The 25556-nt window shown below is 37.3% G+C and carries 25 protein-coding genes; 12 read left to right on the forward strand and 13 right to left on the reverse strand.

Annotated elements, in window-relative coordinates:
- Positions 1–24: 24 nt before the first annotated feature.
- The 8 genes from Q0947_RS04570 to Q0947_RS04605 form a co-directional block, all read right to left on the reverse strand.
- Positions 25–726, reverse strand: a complete 702-nt coding sequence (locus Q0947_RS04570; protein ID WP_299392163.1) for an ankyrin repeat domain-containing protein — start codon at positions 724–726, stop codon at positions 25–27.
- Between the two features lie 39 nt (positions 727–765).
- Positions 766–2280: a bifunctional metallophosphatase/5'-nucleotidase gene (locus Q0947_RS04575; RefSeq protein ID WP_299392167.1), complete on the reverse strand. Its 1515-nt coding sequence runs from the start codon at positions 2278–2280 to the stop codon at positions 766–768.
- An 18-nt stretch (positions 2281–2298) separates the two neighbouring features.
- Positions 2299–2931 (reverse strand): TlpA disulfide reductase family protein, encoded by a 633-nt coding sequence (locus Q0947_RS04580; protein ID WP_299392172.1) that lies wholly within the window; start codon positions 2929–2931, stop codon positions 2299–2301.
- A gap of 13 nt (positions 2932–2944) precedes the next feature.
- Complete coding sequence (locus Q0947_RS04585) at positions 2945–4603, reverse strand: bifunctional metallophosphatase/5'-nucleotidase (RefSeq protein ID WP_299392176.1); 1659 nt, start codon at positions 4601–4603, stop codon at positions 2945–2947.
- Positions 4604–4605: 2 nt separating this feature from the next.
- Positions 4606–5028 (reverse strand): sulfur reduction protein DsrE, encoded by a 423-nt coding sequence (locus Q0947_RS04590; protein WP_299392180.1) that lies wholly within the window; start codon positions 5026–5028, stop codon positions 4606–4608.
- 6 nt (positions 5029–5034) lie between these two features.
- The gene (locus tag Q0947_RS04595; RefSeq protein WP_299392184.1) at positions 5035–5433 is read right to left on the reverse strand and encodes a DoxX family protein; all 399 of its coding nucleotides are present in this window, start codon (positions 5431–5433) and stop codon (positions 5035–5037) included.
- Between the two features lie 124 nt (positions 5434–5557).
- Positions 5558–5878, reverse strand: a complete 321-nt coding sequence (locus Q0947_RS04600) for a hypothetical protein (RefSeq protein ID WP_299392188.1) — start codon at positions 5876–5878, stop codon at positions 5558–5560.
- A 185-nt stretch (positions 5879–6063) separates the two neighbouring features.
- Complete coding sequence (locus Q0947_RS04605) at positions 6064–8088, reverse strand: cation:proton antiporter (protein WP_299392192.1); 2025 nt, start codon at positions 8086–8088, stop codon at positions 6064–6066.
- A gap of 305 nt (positions 8089–8393) precedes the next feature.
- On the opposite strand from Q0947_RS04605, the gene Q0947_RS04610 reads away from it, so the two are divergent.
- The 12 genes from Q0947_RS04610 to Q0947_RS04665 all read left to right on the forward strand — a co-directional run bounded on the left by Q0947_RS04610 (position 8394) and on the right by Q0947_RS04665 (position 18991).
- Positions 8394–8999: a TetR/AcrR family transcriptional regulator gene (locus Q0947_RS04610; RefSeq protein ID WP_299392197.1), complete on the forward strand. Its 606-nt coding sequence runs from the start codon at positions 8394–8396 to the stop codon at positions 8997–8999.
- Between the two features lie 4 nt (positions 9000–9003).
- Complete coding sequence (locus Q0947_RS04615; protein ID WP_299392201.1) at positions 9004–10254, forward strand: TolC family protein; 1251 nt, start codon at positions 9004–9006, stop codon at positions 10252–10254.
- 103 nt (positions 10255–10357) lie between these two features.
- On the forward strand, positions 10358–11260 hold the full coding sequence (locus tag Q0947_RS04620; protein WP_299392205.1) for an HlyD family efflux transporter periplasmic adaptor subunit: 903 nt from the start codon (positions 10358–10360) through the stop codon (positions 11258–11260).
- 28 nt (positions 11261–11288) lie between these two features.
- Positions 11289–11783, forward strand: a complete 495-nt coding sequence (locus Q0947_RS04625; RefSeq protein ID WP_299392209.1) for a hypothetical protein — start codon at positions 11289–11291, stop codon at positions 11781–11783.
- 17 nt (positions 11784–11800) lie between these two features.
- Entirely contained in the window at positions 11801–12262 is a 462-nt protein-coding gene (locus Q0947_RS04630; RefSeq protein ID WP_299392214.1) for an OsmC family protein, read from the forward strand.
- 3 nt (positions 12263–12265) lie between these two features.
- Positions 12266–13168 carry an ABC transporter ATP-binding protein gene (locus tag Q0947_RS04635; RefSeq protein WP_299392219.1) on the forward strand — a complete coding sequence of 301 codons (903 nt, stop codon included), beginning with the start codon at positions 12266–12268 and terminating at the stop codon, positions 13166–13168.
- Positions 13169–13239: 71 nt separating this feature from the next.
- Positions 13240–13968, forward strand: coding sequence for an ABC transporter ATP-binding protein (locus tag Q0947_RS04640; RefSeq protein ID WP_299392223.1), 729 nt, complete (start codon positions 13240–13242; stop codon positions 13966–13968).
- Positions 13969–14106: 138 nt separating this feature from the next.
- On the forward strand, positions 14107–15213 hold the full coding sequence (locus tag Q0947_RS04645; RefSeq protein WP_299392227.1) for an ABC transporter permease: 1107 nt from the start codon (positions 14107–14109) through the stop codon (positions 15211–15213).
- A 160-nt stretch (positions 15214–15373) separates the two neighbouring features.
- On the forward strand, positions 15374–16495 hold the full coding sequence (locus Q0947_RS04650; protein ID WP_299392232.1) for an ABC transporter permease: 1122 nt from the start codon (positions 15374–15376) through the stop codon (positions 16493–16495).
- A 335-nt stretch (positions 16496–16830) separates the two neighbouring features.
- Positions 16831–17436: a cytochrome b/b6 domain-containing protein gene (locus Q0947_RS04655; RefSeq protein WP_299392237.1), complete on the forward strand. Its 606-nt coding sequence runs from the start codon at positions 16831–16833 to the stop codon at positions 17434–17436.
- Between the two features lie 220 nt (positions 17437–17656).
- A complete protein-coding gene (locus Q0947_RS04660; protein ID WP_299392241.1) occupies positions 17657–18508 on the forward strand; it encodes a restriction endonuclease in 852 nt (283 codons plus the stop codon).
- A gap of 117 nt (positions 18509–18625) precedes the next feature.
- A complete protein-coding gene (locus Q0947_RS04665; RefSeq protein WP_299392246.1) occupies positions 18626–18991 on the forward strand; it encodes a rhodanese-like domain-containing protein in 366 nt (121 codons plus the stop codon).
- Positions 18992–19068: 77 nt separating this feature from the next.
- Here the strand turns inward: Q0947_RS04665 and Q0947_RS04670 are convergent, their stop codons facing one another.
- From Q0947_RS04670 to cls, 5 genes are all read right to left on the reverse strand, one after another.
- Positions 19069–20187: a mechanosensitive ion channel family protein gene (locus tag Q0947_RS04670; RefSeq protein ID WP_299392250.1), complete on the reverse strand. Its 1119-nt coding sequence runs from the start codon at positions 20185–20187 to the stop codon at positions 19069–19071.
- A 321-nt stretch (positions 20188–20508) separates the two neighbouring features.
- Complete coding sequence (locus Q0947_RS04675; protein ID WP_299392256.1) at positions 20509–20985, reverse strand: Dps family protein; 477 nt, start codon at positions 20983–20985, stop codon at positions 20509–20511.
- 155 nt (positions 20986–21140) lie between these two features.
- On the reverse strand, positions 21141–22424 hold the full coding sequence (locus Q0947_RS04680) for an NAD(P)/FAD-dependent oxidoreductase (RefSeq protein ID WP_299392261.1): 1284 nt from the start codon (positions 22422–22424) through the stop codon (positions 21141–21143).
- A 298-nt stretch (positions 22425–22722) separates the two neighbouring features.
- A complete protein-coding gene (nhaA, locus tag Q0947_RS04685; RefSeq protein WP_299392268.1) occupies positions 22723–24036 on the reverse strand; it encodes a Na+/H+ antiporter NhaA in 1314 nt (437 codons plus the stop codon).
- 22 nt (positions 24037–24058) lie between these two features.
- A complete protein-coding gene (gene cls / locus Q0947_RS04690; protein ID WP_299392273.1) occupies positions 24059–25513 on the reverse strand; it encodes a cardiolipin synthase in 1455 nt (484 codons plus the stop codon).
- Between the last annotated feature and the right edge of the window lie 43 nt (positions 25514–25556).

The following is a 25556-nucleotide window of genomic DNA, read 5'->3' on the forward strand; positions in this document are numbered from 1 at the left end:
CTCGAGATTTCCTGATCATAAAATTTAGTCATGGGCATTTGCAGCAATCAAAAGTTGGGCAATGGTATTCATCCCTCCCTTTTTAGCGTGTTGAAGTGGCGTGATGCCATCATTATCGGGAATATTGACATCAGCTCCCGCCTTTATCAACATGTCCACAATGGCAATTTGGGTTTCGCCTGTTGTGCCCAAAACAATCGCCTCCATAAGTGCTGTCCATCCCAGATTATTAATATGATCTATAGGATACTTTGGAACCTCGGTGAGTAATTTTACAACCTCTAAATGGCGTTTTTCTGCTGCGGGGATCAGCGCAGTGCCCCCATACCGATTATAAATATCGAAACGCGCTCCATGGGAAAGTGTCATTTTTAAAATTGCTAAGTTGCCACTTGCACCAGCATATAAGTGGGGACTGTTCAGCATATTGTCCTGCGCATTGACATCGGCACCTGAAGCCATGAGCATTTCAGCAATGGCATTATCGTTATTGTAAGTCGCCAACATTAATGGCGTTCTGCCTTTATGGTCCTTCACTTCCAAGTCTGGCTGCGATTTTAAAATTTCTGCAACGCGTTCAACGTTTCTTTCCGAAACAGCTTTTAATAGAGAAGTCGAATCTTGTGTGGAATGTTCCATACTTTTAGTATTGCTTGAGTTGCCACAGCCTTGTAACGGCAAGCATCCCATTAAAATTAATAGTAAAATTCTTTGAGTAACCTTCATAGCGCATCAATTAAGGTGAATTATCAAAGATAATGAACATTACACCAATCGGAAACTCTCAATAGTATCTGGACTGAAATCAGGATGCGCATTTAAATACGCTTTCATGGCTTCCACGGCTTTTTGATCATGGGCCTTCCTGTTTTTGCCGTATTTTTTAGAAACGCCTTGAGTAGTCACAAAGCTCACCGTATACGATTTGTCCAAATCAAGATGTTCGCCTTTATAATAAATTTCCTGAATGCGATGCCCTTTCGGGTTTTCGATCCGCATATTGATCTGCAATCCGAATACACGTTTCACATAACCGCCCATTTGCCTGAATGGATTTTTGCAGAAGGTGTGTTCCAAATTTTCTTCTAGCATTTGCTTGATTTCTGCTCCGGTTACATCCACTGTGGACACTGGAGGATTCATTGGCGTGATATTATAGAGATCGTTTTCTGTGATGTCTCCTACTCCAATCGGCGCTCCGTAACGCCATCCGTTAGAAAAGGCAATATCCGTTTTGGTGGCATGGGCTATTGCCTTTAACAGAAAATTATCCATGGTGGAATTGATAGTATTGTACCGATGTAAAATACGATCTGTACGGCCCAAAACTTTCGTTCTTATGTCTTGATAAGGTTCTAAAACGTTCTCCACCAAAGTTTCTACCGTAGCGCTTTTAGGCAATGAACTATGAATCTTAATGAGCTCATAAGTGGAGGTTTTAATTTTATGTTCTGTTATTTCAAGACTGAATTTCCCCATAAAAGCACCATGACAACCGCATTGAACAATTTGTGCACCGTTAATTTCTATTGAGCTATAGAGTCGGTTATGGGTATGAGCGCTCAAACAGATGTCAATACCCCCTACTTGTTTTAAAAGTTTCACATCTTGCGGAAATCCGTTGTGTGACAGCAACACAATTACATCCGCACCTGCTGATTTTAATTGACGGATATATTTTGGAACTTCATCTACTCCTGAAGTGAATCTGAGACCTTCTCCCATTTTTTCGGGCATGACCTTATCTACAATCATCGCACAAATACCGATCACACCTATCTTAACCCCTTCTTTTTCATAGAGCGCTGTGGGCTGCAAAAAATTGGAACCATCCTCTCTGTACACATTACATCCCAAAATTGGAAACGTCAACTGGTTGTTTATCTTCTGTAATTGTGCGGGTCCGTACCCAAAATCCCAATGGCCAACCAACGCGTCGGGTTGTAGGGCGTTCAAAATTGGAATCATAGCCTCGCCTTGCGAATCGACCACAGGTTTAGTGCCATGCAAGGTGTCTCCGCCATCAAATAAAAGTGTATTGGGATTTTCTTTTCGAATACGTTCTACCAATCCCCCAATATGGGCGTATCCACCCGCCATTTCAACCACTTCGCCCGTTGCGTCGTAAAACAGTTCGGGATGTGGCGCGAGATAGCCGTGGACGTCGTTTATAAATAAGATGTTCAGTTTCATAGCAGCCATGTATTTCTTACTTCCAAGTTCGGATAAATTTGGACTAATTCCTAAAAAAGGGACGGTTCCTTCACTTTCGATTTCCATCCCTTTTTAGGGTATTTGTTATTTCAAACTTCTTAAAAAATCTTTGAATTCTGAGTTGCTATAATCTGCCATGCCCTTATGGGTTAATGCCAAATTACCTGCCGCATCAATCACATAGGTTGTCGGAATTGCTGAAGATTGATACATTGGCGGCAAATTACTCGCTGGCGCATAAATTGGCAGATCGTAGCCTTTTCGTTTATCAAAAGCCTTGGCCAATTCAAAATCCTGGTCTAAAGACAGGATGACGAATGCCACCTCATCGCCCATTTCTTCGTGCAGTTTATCGATGCTCGGCATTTCTGCAATGCACGGAGGACACCATGTAGCCCAAAAGTTCATAAAAATGACCTTGCCTTTTAAATCTGCTAGAGACGTAACTTTCCCAACTCTATCCATTAATTTCAGACTAAAATCGGCTTTGGTTGCTGTTGGTAATGTGGCAACGTCACTAGAGTTTTCAGAATGACGCACTTCCGTGATGTCCTTGACATCCGGATTCATTAACCCTGTGGCCAAGAGTCCACGTTGGGCAAAACCAATCACTTCCGTATGTAAGCCCGTCGCGTAAAGCGCGATGGCTATTGCGGCAAATATGCCGTACTGAATCCAAGTTTTCTTGGCGTTTTTATTGTTCTTATCTTTTTTCATCTGAGTTCTTTTATTAATTAAATTTATATGCCGTTCCGGGTACTGTTGAAAACGAATAGGTGCCCAAATAATCACAATAGGCTCTTCCTTCCAAAGTCGGTGCTACTGGCGAGTTTTTCTGAAGGTATTCCTCAACCGCCTCATGAATGGTATAGTCCATCACTTTAACATCCTTGACGTTAGGCATGCGACATAAATTATCAAGCGGGTCTCCAGGTCGCACACAGGCAGAAACGGTGTAATATTCGTCATCCTTCATTTCCTCACCTTTTACGATGATGCTAGAAATCCGATTCCCTCGCTCATTTTGACTGGCAAAGCTGACTTTCATGCCCGAAAATCGCACCAACCAACCTCCAAAACGTTCTGTCGGATTTTGAGAAAACGCATTATGCATTTCCTTTTCCAACCAGTCCTTTATTTGCTTTCCTGTAGCCCTTCCGGTTTTAACGGGTTCATTCACCGGCAACAAATTCCATAAATTCGCTCTCGTAATTGGCGCTGGCTTTCCGTCTGCAGGCACAATTGGGTTTCCAAAACGAAAGCCGTTGGAGATAGAAATATCGGCACCTGTTTTCCAACGTGCAGCATCGGTAATCATGTTATCCATTGGATTTTCAACGGTTAGATATCTATAAATTGGTGTGTTTGTATGGCCAACCACAGTTTCTAAATAGGCTTTATAAGGTGCTTTCTCTTCGTCAATTATGGCTTGTAAGGTTTCATCGGCTTTATAAACCTCCGGATCAACATCCATAAGTTCATAATCGTCAGCCACTAATTGACCGTCCACAAAATGTAGCGTCAATTTCCCTACAAATGAACCGAAGGCACCGGGCTCGGTAACTTTAGCATATTTCCCTTGAATCAATTCGCGGACGCGCTCATGCGTATCATTACCTAAAATATAATCGACGTTTTCAGCAATCGGATTACTGGCCAACTCCACTTGTTTAAAAATTCCGATATGCGTCACTAAAAAGAGGACATCAACTTTCTCCTGCACTTTAAATTCGTCAATCATGTTTTTTAATTTCGCATCTAAACCGCTAAACCCTATTCCTTTACTAAAAATAGGATTTTGCCGTACGGGAACATCTGGGTCGTTAACACCAACAAATCCGATACGAATACCTTCAATTTCCTTCACCCAAGAGGCTGAAAACAGAGGTTCTTCGTTAGCTTCGTGGTACATGTTCTGTACTATCACCTTTGTCCCGTAGTTTTGCATCACATCCATCATAATGTCTTTGCCGTAAACCACTTCCCAATTCCCAGGAATGATGACGTCATAGCCCATATTCTTAATGATTTTTGGCATCACTTTACCTTCAGACAAGGCGGTATAACCACTCCCTTGAATCAAATCTCCCCCATCCACAATTATGGTACGGTTCGGATTTTTTTGTCGTTCCTGGTCAAAAAGTGTTTTAATATTCGCGAGTCCTCCTCTATTTTTAAAAACGACTTCTTCATTCTCCCAAAACAACTCAGGATGCGGATCCAATTGTCCGTGAATATCGGCTGTTTGGAGAATGGTTATGCTCAACGTGTCCTTAGTATTCTCCTTACTGTTTACTGGTGTGGAGGCTTCTGTTTTACATGCCACCGAAATCATTAGTATGCTAATAAGTACAACCGCTTTAACTAGTGTTTTTTTAATTGCTTTCATACTTACAGACTGATGCTTTTATATCCTTTCTTCTGTAGTTGGAAATTATACAGAATACCATTCTCTACGGTGGTCATTTTACTTGGAACCTTGGTTTTATCTACTTTAAATTTATTGAGCGAAAAACCACAGGCTATTAATTGAACGCCCGCTTTTTCTGCTTTTTCAATAAAGTGATTGATTTTTTCAGGATCGGTAATGTCTCCAATTTCCTTGCCACAGATAATGACTTGAAAATGTCCAAACGCATCGCCTTCTTCAGCCTTTAGTGCCTCAGCTGTTAAAATTATAGGTTGTAATTGTGCTACCTTTTTGGTAAGTACCACATAATTATTTTTACCGTCTGTACTTTCCTGTGCAGTCATAGGAATTGCTGTAAATAAGGTCAGAATAAATAATACGGAACTAAAAATATATGTTTTCATAAGAGTTTATTTTAAAAGTTTATCAGTGTCGTTCAATATAAAAAAGAGAAGTCCACCTAAAATTGCGATATTTTTAAATAAAGGGCCAAGTGTTGTAATTTGTCCCACTTGAACCGTTAAAGTGATGGGAATTAAAATAGCCATCAGGACGACTGCAGCCCATTTGGTTTTATAACCGATGAGGAATAAAAAGCCTGCGCCCAGCATGGCAATACCAGACAGAATGATGAGCCATTGGGGTTCGCCAAAAAAGTGTGCGATGCCTTTAAAGCTCGCTTGCTCTATGCGTTGTGCCGTTTTTTCTACGTTAGTCAAGTGATTAAAACCTGCGACTAAGAATATGCCGCTGACTAAAATGCGTAAGACTTGTATAGAACGGCGACTGATTGAAACGTGTGTCGACATTACTAAAATGTATAAATAAGATTGATGGATGTGACGTGTAGGTAGACGTAATGGGTTAGCTCAGTTAATTTGAGTTAACAAAATGACGTGTGTACACACCGAATAAATTTTCAGGAATGAAAAATTATGCCAAGCGTGGTGGCGGAGAAACGCTTTCTAAATAGCGGTAATTTAATTTTGAAGGGAGATGGTCATCCAACTCTATTATGGGATCTGAAGGATTGATTTGCCATGACAGCAATTCTAGATGAAATGATGTGGTACACTGACCAATCAAATTATACATCTCTTTTGAAGTGTTTTGATCCTGATCAGATATACTCAACTTTTTTGAGTGGTCGTCAGCAGTAGCTTGCTTTTTACAAAACGGATTTACGAAGGTAATAGCACTATCACTAAACACTGTATTTAGCGCGTGTGCATCTATGGCAACAAATTTTGCCATAAAAATGAATGTCAAGAGGACCGCTATGTAAGTTTTAGGTTTCACTGATCCTACAAACATAATAGAAAGATGCCATTAATTGTGTAACCTTTGTTACGCTTAGGTGTTAAATGTGTATTAAATTATTCAGAACAATTTGAACAATTCGGGTTTAAAGATCACATAAAATAGCTATTACCAAGGGATTATTGCGGATAAATAACGATTTTACTAACCTTAGGGAACAGGCGCTCTAGTTTTAACGGTAGTCTTTCCAATTGTCCGAAATGTGACACATAGCCGCGTCGCGAAGACACTAAAATGATACAATCGGTATCCCCAATATTTTGGGTTAACGCAAGGAAATTTTCCCAATCGTTAAAATGCGAATAGTTTAAATTCAAGGTGACTTTATCCTCTTTTGAAAATTTCAAAATGGCATCACGCGTTTCCTCCGTACAATGTAATTCTATAGGGATTGAAAGTTCCAAAGACAACTTCGCAATTTTGTGTAACCAAATTCTAAATCCTTCCTCAAGCTCAGCATTTGGAGGTACAATCAATACGAGTTTTTTATGGTTTACAAGGGGGATTACAAAATCGCAAATGAAGAGTGTTTTCTCAGTATTCTGCAAAATACTTTCCATTTTATCACCAATCAATTTATCTAAAAACCCTGTTTTTTGAGGCCATCCCAATAAGATGATATCGGCCATAATTTCTCTCGCCGTACGAGAAATACCACTGGCAGCGTTATAATCTATAGTAGCCATAACAGTAGCCTGGGTGTCAGAAGCTGTTGTTTCATTAATATAACTTTCGAGTCCTTCCTTAGCTTTAATGATGGTCTTTTCAGCCTCCTTGGTATTAGGAACTACGGTTAAAATTGACAACGGATTAACAGATTTCTTCTCTTTTATCAACACTGCAAAATCAAGAACTTTATCAATATTGATCAAATTAGCAATAGGAATAAGGATGTTTTCTTTGTGGACTCTGTAGGCCAAATGCAAGCTTTCATCATCTTCAGTGTTGCGAATCACCATTTTGGAGGCGCTTTCAGTGGCAAATGATGCGATCACACAAGTCACCAAAATCAATATTACCGTTCCGTTTAGAATATTCGCATCGAGGATTCCTGCTTTATAACCAACCAATATAACCGCTAGCGTTGCAGCGGCATGCGCACTACTTAATCCGAAAATAAGTTGACGTTGCCCTTTGGTGAATTTGAAAACTATTTGGGTAATCCATGCTGCCATCCACTTGCCGAAAATCGCCGCGAATGTCAATGTTCCTGCAATAATTAAGGCCATGGGTCCGCTGAGGATGACACTGACATCTACGATCATTCCCACACTGATAAGGAAAAATGGAATGAACAGTGAATTTCCGATAAACCCGATACGATTCATTAAGGCTGATGAATGTGGAATAAGCTTATTAAGTGCCAAACCTGCCATAAACGCCCCAATAATGGATTCCAATCCAGCCAATTCCGCTAAAAACGCCGAAAAAAACACAACGGATAATACAAAAATATAATGGGAATGCTTTTCACTTTCCAATTTCCGAAAGAACCATTTTGCGATTCTAGGAATTACCAAAAACATAAATGCTGAAAATAACACCATGGATATTCCTAAACGCATCCAAAAATCTAAGGTCAGTCCACCTTCATGAGATCCTAAAATAACAGCAAGCAACACCAGCACTGCAGTATCCGTTAAGATGGTTCCACCAACTGTTACAGCCACTGCTATGTTTTTTGTAATTCCGAGTCTGCTAACAATAGGATAAGTTACCAACGTGTGTGTAGCAAACATACTTGAGGTGAGCAAACTGGCGTTAAAATCGAAGCCTAGAATGTAATAACACACAGGAAAGCCGATACTTATTGGAATGGTGAAGGTTAGAAATCCAAATAAAAGACTCTTATTCCGATTGGCTTTAAATTCGTTAAGATCCAATTCTAAACCTGCAATAAACATAATATAGAGAAGCCCAATGGTTGAAAACACATCCACAAAAAGACTTTTTTCCAAAATATTCAAGCCGGCAGGTCCGATAATAATTCCGGACACAATCAATCCGATAATTCCAGGAATCCGTATTCTATGGAGCACTAATGGCGCTAATAAAATGATAAAAAGAATCAATGAGAAAATCAACACCGGGTTATGAAGTGGCAATTGAAATTCTTCTATAAGTTGATTGATGATGGTATCCATAGTTAGCACTTGTATTGAAAGCTGAAAATGCATCAGTTGCCATCACGATGCAAAACTGCGTATTAACAAGCAAATATAGTAATAAGATTGGCACACTTATTTAGCAACAATAAGGTATGATGTTAAATTTTTTAGAAAAATTATCCAATAGTAAATTGTAGTAATTAGTTATTCGATTATTGTTCAATTGGAATTTGAACAATAATCGAATAACCGACTCATAATATGATTGTTAAACAAAAAGTAAGTTCATACCTATATTTTTTGTATATTTGTTTACCATACGGTTAAACTTTATAGTTAACATGAAAAAAGAACAGTCTACAGAGCAACAAATTTTGGAAGCGGCCAAAAACATATTTCAATCTAAGGGTATGGATGGCGCAAGGATGCAGGAAATTGCCGATAAAGCGGGAATCAACAAGGCGATGCTTCATTATTATTACAGAAGCAAACAATTGCTTTTTGAAGCCGTATTTAAAAATGTTTTTTCACTCTTGGCCCCTCAGTTAAATACCATACTCAACGATGATTCTTCAATTGAGGAAAAAATCAGGCACTTTACCAATGACTATACCTCATTTATGATGAAGCACCCATATCTACCAAATTTCATCATTAATGAACTAAACAGAAATGAAGATTTTATAATAAAACTTAAGAACAATACTGGATTCCCCAATCTTAAAAAATTTAAAGTTCAAGTGGATAATGAAATAAAAGCAGGGGTTTTAAGCCCTATTGATGCTGACCAATTATTCGTGAACATATTAGCACTAAACATTTTTCCGTTTTTAGGAAAACCATTGGTTAAAGCACTCACCAAAAAGGATGAAACATCTTATATCGCATTTGTAGAAAAAAGAAAAATTGAAGTTGCCAATTTTATAATCCAGTCCATAAAAAAGTAACACTATGAAACGGTTTTTTTTCATATGCGTAGGATTAATAACAAGCACTGTGGTTTCGCAAGAAACACTAACGCTACAAGAATGTTATGATCTAGCCTCTGTCAATTATCCTCTAATGAAACAATTGTCCTTATTTGAAACGCAACATCAGTTGGAGCAGGAAGTTGTTTTATCATCAAAATTGCCGCAATTTAGTTTTGATGCACAAGCTACCTACCAGTCTGATGTGATTGCTGTTCCTATTCCAAATTCAACCATAAAACCAATCAATAAAGACCAATATCGTGCAACACTTTCAGTAAATCAACTTATTTATAACGGAGGGGCTACAACTGCCTCTTTAGATCTGAAATTATCCCAACTAAAATCCAAGCAAAAACAGGTTGAAGTCAATCTTTATCAACTCAAACAAAAGATCAATCAGCTTTTTTTCTCTGTTTTATTATTGCAGGAAACCGATTTATTATTGAAGGCGAAACAAAAACAGTTACAAACCAAATTGAGCGAAGTGACCTCAGGCATTAAATATGGTGTGCTTTTACCTACATCAGACAACATTTTGAAAGCTGAATTACTGAAAATAAACCAAAAACTTATTGAAGTAAAAAGCACTAAAACCAGTCTCATTGAAACACTTTCGAGTATTATTGGGCAACCCTTAAATGCTTCTACAACATTACAAAACACCTTGCTGGAAATCGAAACAGCCACTGAATTGAACCGACCAGAACTGGATTTATTTCAACTTAAAAAAGAAGAAATTAAACGTAACGAAGCCATAATTGCTAAACAAAATTCACCCAAATTGCTAGGGTATGCAACTGGTGGCTATGGCAATCCTGGATTAAATATGCTCGACAACTCCTTTCAACCCTTTTATATTCTTGGTTTTAAACTTAATTGGAATGTTTTCGACTGGAATTCCAATAAAAAACAGCGAGAAGCCCTGTCAATCAATAAAGACATTATTGATACTAAGACAGAAACCTTCAAACTAAACACCAACACTGAACTGAACCAGCAGCACAACGAGATTAAAAGGATTGAGGCGTTTATCACTTCTGATTTAGAGATCATCAACCTTCGCAAAGAAGTACTTAAATCAGCGGATTCTCAGCTCAAAAATGGGGTCATTACCTCATCGGCATATATTACCGAACTCACTAATTTATACGAAGACGAAAGCACTTTGATCAAACATAAAATTCAGTTACAATTGGCAAAAGCAAATTACAATGTTATTAAAGGACATTAATAACCTCCCGCAGATAGCGCAGATAAACGCAGAGGATGGAAAGCATATCAAAAAACAATTCTGCGAAAATCAGCGAAATCAGCGGGAAACAAACACATATAGCATGACATACTATAATTATATAATCAGTTTAAGCCTAGTAGCAACTATCCTATTCTCCTGCGACAACTCCAACGGAAAAGCAGATGGCTACGGCAATTTTGAAGCCACAGAAATCACAGTTTCTGCTGAAAGCAACGGAAAACTGATGCAGTTTGATGTCAATGAAGGCGACCAACTTACGAAGGACCAATTCATAGGGTATATTGATACCATTCCGTTGGCCTTAAAACGTGAACAATTGTTCGTAACAAAAGACGTCATTAGTTCAAAATCTAAAGGGGTTCTGTCTCAAATTAATGTGTTAAATGCTAAATTAAAAACCGCTAACACCAACAAAACACGATCTGAAAACCTCATCAAGGATAATGCAGGCACACAAAAACAGTTGGATGATGTTCAGGGCGAAATAGATGTTATAAAAAATCAAATTCGTAGTGTTGAAATCCAGAATGCGCCTGTAGTCAACGAATTGAAGAGTATGGATATACAACTCAAACAAATTGATGATCAGATTGATAAAAGTATAATTGTCAACCCGATCAACGGCACTGTATTAACCAAATATTCAGAACCTGGGGAGATTACCTCTTTTGGGCGACCATTGTATAAAATAGCCAATTTGGGCAGCATGCAATTGAGAGTCTACATCAGTGAAACTCAGTTGGCAAACATTAACATTGGGCAAGAAGTCACCGTTAAAATTGATGATGCCGACACGATGAAGGCTTACAAGGGCATAATCAGCTGGATTGCTTCGGAAGCGGAGTTCACTCCAAAAATCATTCAAACCAAAGAAGAACGCGTGGCACTAGTATATGCCGTTAAAGTGGACGTCACCAATGACGGAAGCCTAAAAATTGGCATGCCCGCAGAATTATGGTTTTACAATTCGAATACTAATTAAAACATAATAATCATTAAAAACAGAACCAATGAAACATTTAATTTTCGCACTTGGTCTTTTGACCATCGTAAGCTGCAAGGACAGTAAAACTTCAGAAACCACCGTGCATACGGATGCCATTGACCACGCCGTGGCGTCCGATGATGAACATCATAATGATGAAACATCCAACGTATATGGCAATGCTTGGACAAAAGACATGGCAATGGACAATGGTGAGAAATGGCAAGCAGATTTAACCACCAATGAAGGGGTTAAACAATTGCAACAAACCTATTATGCCCAGACCACAAACAGCTTGGAAGACTATCATAAATTGGCCGAACAACTTAATGAAGATAAAAACTACGTGGTAAAAAATTGTACGATGGAAGGCCCGTCCCATGACAATTTACACGTTTGGTTACATCCATTAATTGAAAAAATTGCGGCGCTTTCAAAAGCTGAAACGATTGAAGATGCTTCAAAAATCAAACTTAGCATTGAAGAAAACATTAACCAGTACGACACCTATTTTAAATAACAATTCATATAAATACGATGGAAAAACATAGTTATAACGTCAACATCCATTGGACACAAGACCGAAAAGGGATGATGTGTTCACCAGAATTAGAAAACAAGGAGACTAACGACACCAATTGCATAGAAGTTGCGACACCTCCCGAATTTGATAAAGGAATGCCACATATTTGGTCACCTGAACATTTGTTTACGGCAGCAGTGAGCAGTTGCTTAATGACCACTTTTTTAGCAATTGCAGACTATTCAAAATTGGAATTCGTCAGTTTTAAATGTCGCTCAAAAGGTATTTTGGAGAATGTAGATGGCAAATTTGTGATAAGTGAAGTATTGCTATTCCCTGAAGTCGTTATTTCTGACGAATCTAAACGTGAACGCACTGAACGAATTATAAAAAAATCAGAAAAAGCCTGTTTAATCTCAAATTCCATTACCTCAAAAATCACTATGGAAATTAAAATCAGTGTTCAAAACCAATGATTTGTGGGCATTTCAATACATAACATATCAAAATCCTATAAAAATGTAAAAGCCTTGCAGGACATTTCATTTGAGGTGAAACCGAATGAGCTTTTTGGCATTATTGGTCCTGATGGTGCCGGTAAAACAACATTATTCAGAATTTTGACCACACTGTTATTTCCTGACCAGGGCGCAGCAACTGTGGCTGGATTTGATGTGGTTAAAGATTACAAAAAAATCAGGAACAGCGTAGGTTATATGCCTGGTAAATTCTCCCTATATCAAGATTTGACAGTAGAGGAAAACTTAAATTTCTTTGCGACAATTTTCGGAACGACTATCGAAGAAAATTATGATTTGATTAAGGATATTTACGTTCAAATTGAACCTTTTAAAGACCGTCGTGCAGGTAAGTTGTCTGGTGGCATGAAGCAAAAGCTAGCCTTGAGCTGTGCGTTAATCCATAAGCCCAAAGTATTGTTTTTGGATGAGCCTACTACAGGGGTAGATCCTGTTTCGAGAAAGGAATTCTGGGAAATGCTAAAGCGTCTGCAACAAAAAAATATCACCATTTTGGTGTCTACACCTTATATGGATGAAGCCGCTTTGTGTGACCGAGTAGCTTTAATTCAAGATGGTAAAATTTTGCAGATAGACACTCCAAAAGCTATTGTGAAACACTATCATAAGTCTATTTATAATGTAAGGTCAGCAAACATGTACCAGCTGATCACAAGTTTAAAAGCCTATGAACACCACCATAGTGTTTATCCTTTTGGCGAGTTTGTGCATTATACAGATAAACGATCCGATTTTAATCCAGCCGACTTAAATGCCTATTTAAAATCTAAAAACCTATCCCATATCTATATTGAAAGAACCGAAGCCACTATTGAAGACACCTTTATGGAATTAGCAATATAAATGTCAGTTTGGACGCAGTCGGAACTACAACACATCTCGACTGCGCTCGATGAAACAAAATTCACAAAAAAATGAGCAAAAGCAAAGTCATCCAAGTAGAAGGTTTAACCAAAATGTTTGGCGATTTTGCAGCTGTAAACTCCATCACTTTTGAGGTTGAAAAAGGAGAAATCTTTGGGTTTTTGGGCGCCAATGGTGCCGGAAAAACCACAGCCATAAAAATGCTGATCGGTATTTCACACCCAACCTCTGGAAAGGCCACAGTAGCTGGTTTTGATGTTTATACTCAAACAGAAGACATTAAAAAAAACATAGGTTATATGAGTCAGAAGTTTGCCTTATATGACGATTTAACTGTGAAAGAAAACATCATCTTTTTTGGAGGAATTTATGGATTACCACGAAAAATAATTAAAGAAAAATCAGATGCCTTAATTAAAGAACTCGGACTTGAAAACGTTACCAACCAATTGGTTGGATCTTTACCATTGGGTTGGAAACAGAAACTATCCTTTTCAGTGTCCCTGATTCACGATCCGAAAATCGTGTTTTTAGATGAGCCCACAGGAGGCGTTGACCCGATTACCAGACGTCAATTTTGGGAAATGATTTATAAAGCGGCCAACCAAGGCACCACTGTGTTTGTAACCACCCATTATATGGATGAAGCTGAATATTGTGATCGAGTTTCCATCATGGTCAATGGTAAAATTGAAGCTTTAGATACACCGAAAAAACTTAAAGAACAGTTTCAGGCGGAGAGCATGAATGATGTGTTTTTGGAGTTGGCGCGCGGTTAAAAAAGTGTTTTCATTCGCTGTCACATTTTACAGTTATTCTGTGAATCTCTGTGATTTCTCTGTGATTTCTCTGTGTAGCTCTGTGTAACAATCAATTAATAACTAAAAAAAGAGATCCTGTCTTCGCAGGGACTTACGATGAAAAGATTTATAGGCTTCATAAAAAAGGAATTCTACCACATTTTTAGGGATAGACGCTCATTGTTTATTCTCTTCGGGATGCCTATTGCCCAAATTTTATTGTTTGGATTTGCCATAACCAATGAAATCAATAATGTGGATATCGCCATTTTGGACAATTCAAAAGATAGTACTACAGAAGAAATCATTAATAAAATAGGGGCTTCAAAGTATTTTAGCATCAAACAAGTGATCACTCGTGAAGTGGATATAGCTTCTGTATTTGAAAAAGGCCACGTAAAAGCCGTGTTGAACTTTGAGAAAGATTTCAGTAAAAAACTGATTAAAGACCACAAGGCAACCATCCAAATCATTACGGATGCCACGGACCCAAATACGGCAAATACGATTACCAATTATGTCAATGCCATCCTTCAGCAGTATCAAAAAGAATTGAACAAAGACATCAACGTGGCCTATCAAATAATCCCACAAACCCGCATGGTTTACAATCCTGAACTCAAAAGTGTGTACATGTTTGTCCCAGGAGTGATGACCATTATTCTGTTGTTGGTTTCGGCCATGATGACTTCCATTTCGATTACCAGAGAAAAGGAATTAGGTACCATGGAAATCTTGTTGGTGTCCCCATTAAAGCCGTTCCAAGTGATTATTGGAAAAGTGATTCCTTATATTTTTCTATCCATCATTAATGCCATTGTGATTGTCATGTTGAGCATATTTATTTTCAATATGCCTATTCAAGGAAGTCTTTTACTATTAGGATTGGAGAGTGTGCTTTTTATCATCACTTCACTCGCTTTAGGCATTTTAATATCCACAATTTCCGCCACACAGCAAACCGCCATGATGATTTCATTAATGGGATTGATGTTGCCTGTAATATTATTGTCGGGCTTTATCTTCCCTATTTCGAGCATGCCCATGCCGCTTCAAATTATTAGTCATATTATTCCTGCCAAATGGTTCATCATCATTTTAAAGGCTATTATGCTAAAAGGTGTTGGCTTGGAATTTATCTGGAAAGAAACCCTGATTTTATTGGGAATGACGGTATTTTTTATGGCGTTGAGTGTGAAGAAATATAAGATACGATTGGAGTGAAAAAGTGGGCAGTATTCAGTAAACAGTACGCAGTGGTCAGTCGCAGTGGGCCCTGGGCAGACAATATTAAGACGTTTTTGATTTGGATAATTATCGGGCTGTTGCGAAATTATAAGACATTAATAACTAAAAAAGAGATTCCCGCCTTCGCGGGAATATTATGAAAACAATCCTTTACATCATACAAAAAGAGTTCAAGCAAATCTTTAGAAATAAGGGTATGCTTCCTATCATTTTTATATTGCCCCTACTCCAATTGGTTATTCTTTCTAATGCCGCCACCTTTGAAGTCAAGAATATTAAGTTCGGCTATATTGATAACGATCGCAGCTCGACATCGAGGGCGTTGATCGAAAAATTCAATGCGTCCACTTATTTTAATGTGCTGACCGATTATCCTACGCAAAATAAAGCAAGCGCCGCCATGTTACGAGGCGAAGTTGATGTCGTTATGGAAATTCCCCAACACTTTTCGAGAAACTTACAAACAGAACAACACAATACATTAGGCATTATTATTAATGCCATTGACGGCGCTGCTGCAGGTGTTGAAAATGTCTATATCACACAAATCGTCAAAAGCTTCAATAAGAGTATAAGAACCGATTTATCTCAAATTTCAGATGCTCAAATTCAACCCATTACCATTGAAACGATTCCATTATTCTGGTATAATGAAACTCTGAATTACAAAACCTTTATGGTGCCTGGTATCCTGGTATTGTTGGTCACCATGATTACCCTTTTTCTTTCGGGAATGAACATTGTGCGGGAAAAGGAAATAGGGACTTTGGAGCAAATTAATGTTACGCCCATAAAGAAAAGTCAATTCATAATTGGGAAACTCTTTCCGTTTTGGGTGATTGGGATGGCTTTATTGAGCATCGGATTGATCATCTCCAAACTTGTTTTTGACGTCCCCATGGTGGGCAGTTTACTTCTTCTGTACCTTTACACCTCCATTTATATCTTGGTAGTTTTAGGTATTGGGTTGTTCATTTCAAATTTCACGGACACCCAACAACAAGCCATGTTCATTGCCTGGTTTTTTGTAGTGATTTTTATTTTGATGAGCGGGTTATTCACACCAATTGAAAGTATGCCAAGATGGGCACAACTAATTACCGAGTTTAATCCCATTAAGTATTATGTAGAAGTGATGCGGATGGTGATGCTCAAAGGTTCTGATTTAATGGATATTCTGCCGCAACTGATCAAAACTTTGGTTTACGCTGTTGTTATGAATGGTTTGGCAGTATGGAGTTATAAGAAAACTACTTAAAACAATGCTTATGGAGACTGAAAAAAAATAATGCTATCTAAAGATGAATCTTTATTTGTTAGAGGTCTTCTTCCACGTTTAAAAGAATTGAGTTTTTCTTTTAATGTATTTTTCAACCTTATAAAAGCCTTTTGGAAAATGCATTTTATTGGGCCATGTGTAACTGTTTTTGCGTCTGCATGATTCGCACAAGATTCCAACCACTATAAAAATGCCGAAAAGTAACTCTCGGCTTTTCACTTTTAGTTTATTTCAATATCAATACACACAGATTAAATAATCAATCGAAAGCAAAGCTCTGATCAAAGTTATGCTTTCCTATAAAATCAAATATCATGAAAAAAGTACCCTATTCTAAAACATATCGCCTCATACATTGGGCGATAGCTATTGCGTTTCTGCTCTTATTAATCACCATTTTCTTACGGTTAACGTGGATGAACAAATTCAATATGGCAGCAATCATACAAGAGTCTCTTATTAACACAGGCCAAGTATTATCTGAAGATCAACTCATTACCCTAGCTAAGAAGATAAGACAACCTATGTGGGATTGGCATATTTACATGGGCTATGTATTGGTTGGATTATTTGGTATTCGATTCATCCTACCTGCATTCGGAAAAATGAAGATTCAAAATCCGTTAGCCAAAAATCTATCCACAAAGGAGAAATTTCAGAAATGGACTTATATTATTTTTTATATCTGTGTGATTGTGTCATTAGTCACCGGATTGATCATAGAGTTAGGACCAAAAGAATTGAAAAAACCGATGGAAGACATCCATATTTTCGGTATTTACTACCTGGTAGCTTTTATTGGCATTCACTTCTCTGGAGTCTTAATAGCTGAATTCACAGAACAAAAAGGTATTATTTCAAGGATTGTAAGTGGCTCCAAAAAGAATGATTCTAATCATAAAAAGAACACAAATAGCTAATTTCATGAAATGTTAGCACTAAATTAATTCACTCATAAGTATAAAAGTTGAGCTATTATTTAGGTTTTTTAAGGATTACACCCCTATGTTGGTTGCTTATTACGATTTGGATGTTGTACCATGTGATGGATTATAACAACATCTGCTTAAATCAGCATTTCGTAATGATTTGTTTCGGTATAAGGATTGAAATTTTTAGATTTAACCACAATGACAACCTATGGAAAACCAAGTATATATTAAGAAAAGCAATGGAGACACGGAACTGTTCTCCTTTAAAAAACTTCGAAGATCATTACAATCGGCTGGTGCCAACCAAGATATGATAGAGACTATTGTAGATAAAATACAAGGTCAGATTTACGATGGCATGTCGTCTAACGCGATATACAGAAAAGCATTTAGCTTATTAAAAGACACTAATAAAACCTCCGCCTCACGCTACAGTTTAAAACGCGCTATTTTTGAATTGGGCCCAACGGGTTATCCTTTTGAAAGATTAATTGGGGCCTTATTAAAGGAAAGAGGATTCGACACCAAAGTAAGTGTCACCTTGCAAGGCGCCTGTGTAACTCACGAAATTGATGTATTGGCCGAAAAAGACGGGAATGTTTATGCCATAGAATGCAAATTCCATTCTGATGCCAGAGCAACCAGCAATGTAAAAATACCATTATATATAAATTCGCGGTTTTTAGACATTCAACAGCAGTGGAATTCCAATCCAAAAAACACCACACATTTAAAACAAGGATGGCTAGTGACAAATACCCGATTTACCGAAGATGCCGTGAATTATGGGAAATGTGTGGGATTAACGCTGATGAGTTGGGATTACCCAAAAGATAACGGTCTGAAAGCACAAATTGATTCCTTGGCCTTATATCCAGTAACGGCCCTAACAACTCTCAACAAAAGGGAAAAGCATTTGCTTATAGAAACGGATGTTATTTTAGTAAAAGAATTGTTTAACGCTACGGATAAATTAAAAAATATTGGATTATCAGACCGAAAGATACAACGCGTTTTGGCTGAAGTGAAACAATTATGTCGTTTGGATTGTAACGAATAAGGCAGCATGATCGATTTCTAAAAGATATTACGGATCAGGAAAAGAGTCCTCATAAAAAATTGATACTTTTGATAAAGATCTATTGTATCTAATTATAATCTCAAATATAAAATTACTATGAAAAAATTAATCCTACTCCTCGTTTTGGTAAGCTTTTCCTGTAAAGAGCAAGGCAGTGAGGCCACTGCGCAATCTGAAGTTTTAACCGCAACGGAATATAAAGCTGCTATTGCTGAAAAAAAGGTGCAATTAGTTGATGTGAGAACCCCGGAAGAATTTGAAGCAGGCCATATTGAAAATGCTGTAAATATTGATTTCTTCAGAGAAGATTTTAAAACTGCATTTACAACTTTGGACAAAGATGAACCTATCTATATTTACTGTAAAAGTGGAAACAGAAGTGGTAAAGCTGCAAAAATTCTAACAGAATTAGGCTTTAAAGAAATTTATGACTTAGAAGGCGGTTTTTCAAACTACAATTAAATCCTTAAAATTAAAAAAAGCTGTGCTACTAGAATGGATTCTAAATCTGTTTTAGTAGCACCGTTTTTTTTAAACTATTATACTTTTTGCTTCTCCTCTACCTTAACTTTCTCATTGGTATCGCTAACCATATAAATTGTGCGGGTTGGGTAAGCCATTTCGATATTCGACTCATCATAGCGTTTTATCACACTTTCGAAAACATCACATTTCAAATTGAACGTGTCGGTAAAATTCCGGCCCCATGCCCAAGCTCTAATAGTGTACGACGAATCATTAATTTTGGTAAGCGCCGTTCTCACGATAGGTTTTCCATTCTGTTTGTCAAGTTCCGAGCGGTTATCGTAGATTAATGGATGTTTCTCACATTCTTCTTGCAAAATCCTTTTTGCATCTTCGATATTGCTGTCATAGGAAATTCCCACTTCTATATGTTCACAACATTTAAGTTCGCCCAAATCGTAATTGATCAATTTTTCCTTATTGATGACGGCATTGGGGATAACAATCATCTTATTTTCGAAATTTCGGATAACCGTATGTCGTAAGGTAATGTCCGTAACCGTGCCCACCATGGTATCGCTTAATTTGATGACATCGCCAATTTTAAAAGGCTTAAAGGAAATTATGAACACACCGCCTACTAAATTGGATAAAGCCTCTTGAGATGCCACACCAGCGATAATGGCAATTACACCAGCGCCTCCTAAAGCAGTTTGCGCAACACCCTTGAGCGATGGAAATGCTAACAGGCCGAAAAGCACACCTACAAAACAAATGGTAAAAACCGCAACATAACGTAAGAATTTGTAGCTCGTTGGGTCGTACTGGAAGGCTATTTTTTCCTCGATCTTGCGTTTAAACCACATATTGGCCACAGTAGCCAACACAATGGTGGCAACAGCGACTAGGCCTAAATGAACTGCCAATCTAAAATATTCTTTTAAGGTGTCAGACTTATCGCTATCAACAAAAATAAAACTAAAGGCAATCACACCTAAAACCACCCACAATGTATTAAGTGTCTTTTTTAAAATTTTTAATGGCTTTAATGGAACGCCGGGCTGCTTTTCTGCTTCCTTCTTTAACAACCATCTATTTATTAAATTAGTAAGAATAAATAGTACGGATACAGTAATAATTACCACCGCCCCATAAATAATGTGGGCTCTATAAGTTTCAACAAAATCAGTCATTTGCATTATTAATTAATTAGGATCGCTATTATATGCCACTAAAATACCATTAGCACAATGAATATATGTAAATATCCAATAGAATTCTATAAGAATTAAAGGAAGGGTTCCATATATTCAAATTCATAGCGATGACAAGCGTTTATCTGGGTTCAAAGATATAGAAATTACACTTTTTATTATTTTGGTTCGAACAAATTTGAAGGATATAACAACACTTAGTGCTGGGATGTGTTCATTTGGCTATTTCAGCAAAAAAGAAAGGCTAAATTCAAATTACTATTGAATTTAGCCCTTTCAAAAATTAATGTAACGTGAGGTTTACTTAGCGATTGTAGCTCTAAGCATCCAAGCCATTTCTTCGTGCTCCATCATAATTCCGGTTAAGAAGTCAGCAGTACCTGCATCTTTAAAATCGTCTTCTACTTTTGAAATATTGTCACGGATGTACTGGATGATGGTGTCATGATCTTCCAATAATGCTGCTGAATAATCATGACTTGTATTAGTGCCTGTGTACTTTTCAGAAAGATGCGTCAAGTCTAAAAACTCCTTTAAAGTTCCAGGTGCATAATTTCCGATTTTTCGAATTCTTTCAGCCACGGTATCAATAAAAACTTTGATAGCGTTGTAATGCTCTTCAAAGAATAAATGTTTTGTATGGAAGTCATGTCCTTCCAAATTCCAATGTGCTCTTAATGTTTTGGTATAAAGTACGAATTCATCTGCCAATAATTGAGACAGCACTTCAGTTACCTTTTCTCTATTTGCTTTTGTAATTCCGATGTTTGTTTTCATATTATAATTTAAATTGTTTACTAATGGGTGTTGATTTTAAGCTTTAAATCGACTGATTTTTGCTTTCCCACATAATACCAATTTTCATTCGTATTTCAGTGCTTGATTCCTATCATTATTAACTGTTTCAAGTTCAATTACCTTCTAAATACTGTTTAATCCAGAGCATTAGGATCAGTTGCCGTTTGACCTACCATAACACCTTGCGAATGCCCTTCCCCTAAATAGGCGTTAAACCAATTCCAAAAGGTCCTGAATTTATTCCTATAACTTACCAATAGGAATAAGTGTACAAACAACCAAGAGAACCATGCAATCCAACCGGTCAACGTGGTTTTTGGAAAGGTCATATCGGCCACCGCTTTCTGATCGCCAATAATGGCCATGGCACCCTTATCTTTATATTTAAAGGGTTCCCAGTTTTTATTCTTGGTCATGGCAATAAAATTTTCTGCCAATGCTTTGCCTTGCTGTTGTGCAACGCTTCCCAATTGTGGATGTCCCTCTGGAAATTCTGGATCGGTTTTTTGAATGCATGCATCGCCTATAGCATATATATTTTTGTAGTGTGCCACCTTATTAAAGGCGTCCACGGTGAGCCGGTTACCTTTTTCATAAGCATCCTCCATAATGCCATTAATCTTAAAACCGGTTACTCCAGCGGTCCATATTAAGGTTTTAGTCTCAATAGTTTCGTCATTTTTAAAATATACCTTATCGTCTTTGTAATCAGACACCATGGTGTTTAATTTAAGGTTGATGTGTAAATCTTTAAGCGCTTTATGTGTGTATTGTTGCGATTTTTCGCTCATAGGCGGAAGAACTGTAGGTGCCGCATCTACCAAGTAAATATTGAGGCGTTCATTCTTTAATTCCGGATAAATTTCTTTGAGTTTTCGCTTACGCATTTCGGCAATCATCCCTGCAATTTCGACACCTGACGGACCAGCACCTGAGATCACGATGTTACGCATTTTACGTTTTTCATTTTCATCAGTACAAAACGTGTATTTTTCGCTTTCCATAATGAGATAGTTTCTCAATTTTATGGCATCATTGACATTCTTCATCGGCAAGGCATTCTTTTCAATATTCTCCATGCCGAAATAATTAGTCTTTGTACCCGTAGCAATCACTAAATAATCATAGGGAAGCGACCCAGTTGACAAGTGAATGGTATTGGAGTCTGCATCTATTCGCTCCAACTCCCCTAACCGAAAATGTAGATTCTGTTTCTTAGTAAAAAGTGTCCGAAAAGGAATGGTGATACTCGCAACATCGAGCATTCCTGTTGCAACTTGATATAGTAAAGGTTGAAAAAAATTATAATTATTCCGGTCAACCAAAGTCACTTGCAGACTGTTTTCTCCACTCAACTTTTTAGCCATATTGACACCTGCAAATCCACCACCGATAATAACAATCTGTTTGTCTTTCATTTTGATTGAATATAAATAAATGCATCTTAAATAGACCGTTGGGTAGTTTTCGTATTTCGCAAACATGACAGCCTTGCACCCTTGACGGTTGAAGTTAAATCTTTTGGACAGTGTAATTTGACGTATTTCAGACAACTATTAACGCCATTGAAGTTAGACTCTAAAATTCAAGTGAATTTTAATTCATCTCAGTCTTGACATCATAATAAAAAAAGTGCTTATTACAGTTCTTCTTTTATCGAAGAATGCAATAAGCACTTCATAAATACTTAAAGGATAGTTTAAATTTCCCCTACTTTTAAGAAACTTTCTTGACGTTATCTGATGATCCCATTCTTAAAATGGTATATCCAATTATTGCCGATATAAATGAGCCAATAAGAATACCAATTTTAGCAGAATCTATATATTCTGGATGTGTTGCAAAGGCTAAACTCGCAATGAATATTGCCATTGTAAATCCGATACCTGCTAAAAATGAAACGCCTAATATTTGCTTGAAATTGATATCACTTGGCACTTCAATAATCCCGACCATTTTGGCCAACATGACAAATGACGACACACCAACACCTTTTCCAATAATTAAACAGATAATAATATTAATTACCAGGGCGGTGTCTAAATCTACCGAACTATCTATCAATACACCGGCATTCGCAAGTGCAAATATTGGAATAATAAAGTAGGCCACCCAACCATGAAGACTATGCTCTAAATGCTGTAAAGGCGATCTGAATTTGTAAGTCCAATTCTGTAATTCATAGACGTTTTTGATTTGCTCGTCAGATAAAATAGGTGTCTGTAAAACACTTGAATTTTTAATGTTATTATAAACAACATCAAGATGACTCAAGAATGTTGAAGTGTCAATTTTTTGACGGATAGGCACTGAAAACGCTAGTAAAATACCTGCTACCGTTGGATGGATTCCGGATTTCAGGAACAAGAACCAGATGACTACACCAACAAAAAACATTAGAAATTTTGAATAGTACCCTTTATATGATAGGAAATATAAGAAGCCTAATAAGGCCAATGCAATCAATAATAACGTGGTATTAATGGTGCCACTATAAAATATAGCAATTACCAAAACAGCCCCAATATCATCAACAATGGCAAATGCCGTCAAGAATATTTTAAGACTCAGAGGCACACGTTTTCCTAAAACATTTAAAATGGCCAAGGAGAACGCAATGTCTGTAGCCATCGGGATTCCCCAACCTTTAACAGTTTCTGGATTTTGATTTAATACTAAAAAGAAAACAACAGGTATGACCATCCCTCCTAAAGCACCAACTAAAGGAAACATGATTTTTCTGGTAGAATTGAGCTCTCCAATTAAAAGTTCTCGTTTTATTTCGAGACCAATTAAGAAAAAGAACACGGCCATTAAGCCATCATTTATCCAAAGGATTAACGGTTTTTTGAATTCAAAACTTTCTGTGACAATTCCGAGATCATATTGCCAAAGTTCTCGGTAAGAATCTCCAAGCGGTGAATTTGCCCATATAAGAGCGAGGACTGTACTAAGCATCAGCAATATACCACTGAAACTTTCAATTTTAATAAACTTCTGTAATGGTGTAAGGAATAGCTTTCTAATCATTTATAATTCATTTTCGGTAAAGTTAAAGAAAAGGTGATAGTAATCGAACAATTTTTTCCCGCAATTGAACAATTTTTGGTCGATTTGCCCACAAATTTGGGTTAATTTTAACAGATTCCTGCAGGTCACTCACAAAGGCATCTTTGAGCTGTTTTGCTATTTTTGAACTATAAACCATAGCGTTAACCTCAAAATTCAAATCAAAACTGCGGTAGTCCATATTTGCTGACCCAATAATAGCCAAATTATCATCAATGACCATGGTTTTTGCATGTACAAAGCCTTTATTATATTGATAAATCTCGGCTCCAAACTGCAATAATTCCGTATAATACGCACTAGCTGCGGCATTTACCATTTTTGAATCTGAAATGCCAGGAACTAAAATTTTAACATCCACCCCACTTTGACACGCAATAATTAAAGCGTCCATTAAACTCTCTCCAGGAATAAAATACGGACTTGTGATGTAAATATTTCTTTTTGAAGCTGCGATGGCTTCCAATAAGGAATAAAAGATAACCGGCTGTACGCTATCGGGGCCTGATGCCACCATTTGCACAACTTCATTTTCTATGGTTTCTTGTGGCGTTTGGTCAGGGAAATAGGTCTTATTAAATTCGAGATGTGCAGTGCTACAAAAATTCCAATCGCCTATAAAGAGATATTGAAGATAGGCCGTCCCTCTACCTTTGATCATTAAATGTGTATCTCGCCAAAACAGATGATTTTCTGATCTTAGGTCATTTCTGTAACGATCGCTCATGTTAATCCCTCCAACAAACCCTATTTCTCCATCAATGATGATTATTTTTCGATGGTTTCGATAGTTTAGACGATTGGCCAAGGCATACCATGTAATTTTATAAAAAGGCGCAGCTTCAACACCTGCATCTTTTAATCTTTGTATAAACGCTTTTCCAAGACCGTGGCTTCCAAAATCATCATATAAAAATCGGACTTCTACACCTTCTTTTGCTTTTCTGACGAGAATATCAGCCACAGAATTCCCGGTAACGTCATTTTCAAAAATATAATATTCGATATGAATGTGCGATGTAGCACTTTCTAATGCCTTAAGTAATTCAGGAAACTTTTCTTCGCCATTAATCAATAACTTAACCAAATTATTGGATGTTAATGGACTGTTGCCTGCCTGACGGATGTAGGCCGATAATTTATCATATTGCCGAGGCACCAATCCAGAATCGGCAACCCTTTGCGAATATGCGTTTAAACGTCCTCTCAGACTATTGCGCATCTCTGCATCTTGAACAATTTTCTTGGAATATAATTTACGCTTCCGATAGTTTATTCCGAAAGAAAAATAGAAGATCATTCCAATTATGGGAACAAATATGATAAAAAGAATATAGGCCAAAGCTTTGACACTGCTCCGCGTATCATTTATCACCCGTAAAATCACGATAATGATAACTAAAACATATGCTATTTCCGCAAGCAGCAACCAATTCATTTACGAGTATATTTAAATTTAGCCAGGTTTTTACGCATCGAAA

This window comes from uncultured Gelidibacter sp. (assembly GCF_947500795.1).
Lineage (GTDB): Bacteria > Bacteroidota > Bacteroidia > Flavobacteriales > Flavobacteriaceae > Gelidibacter.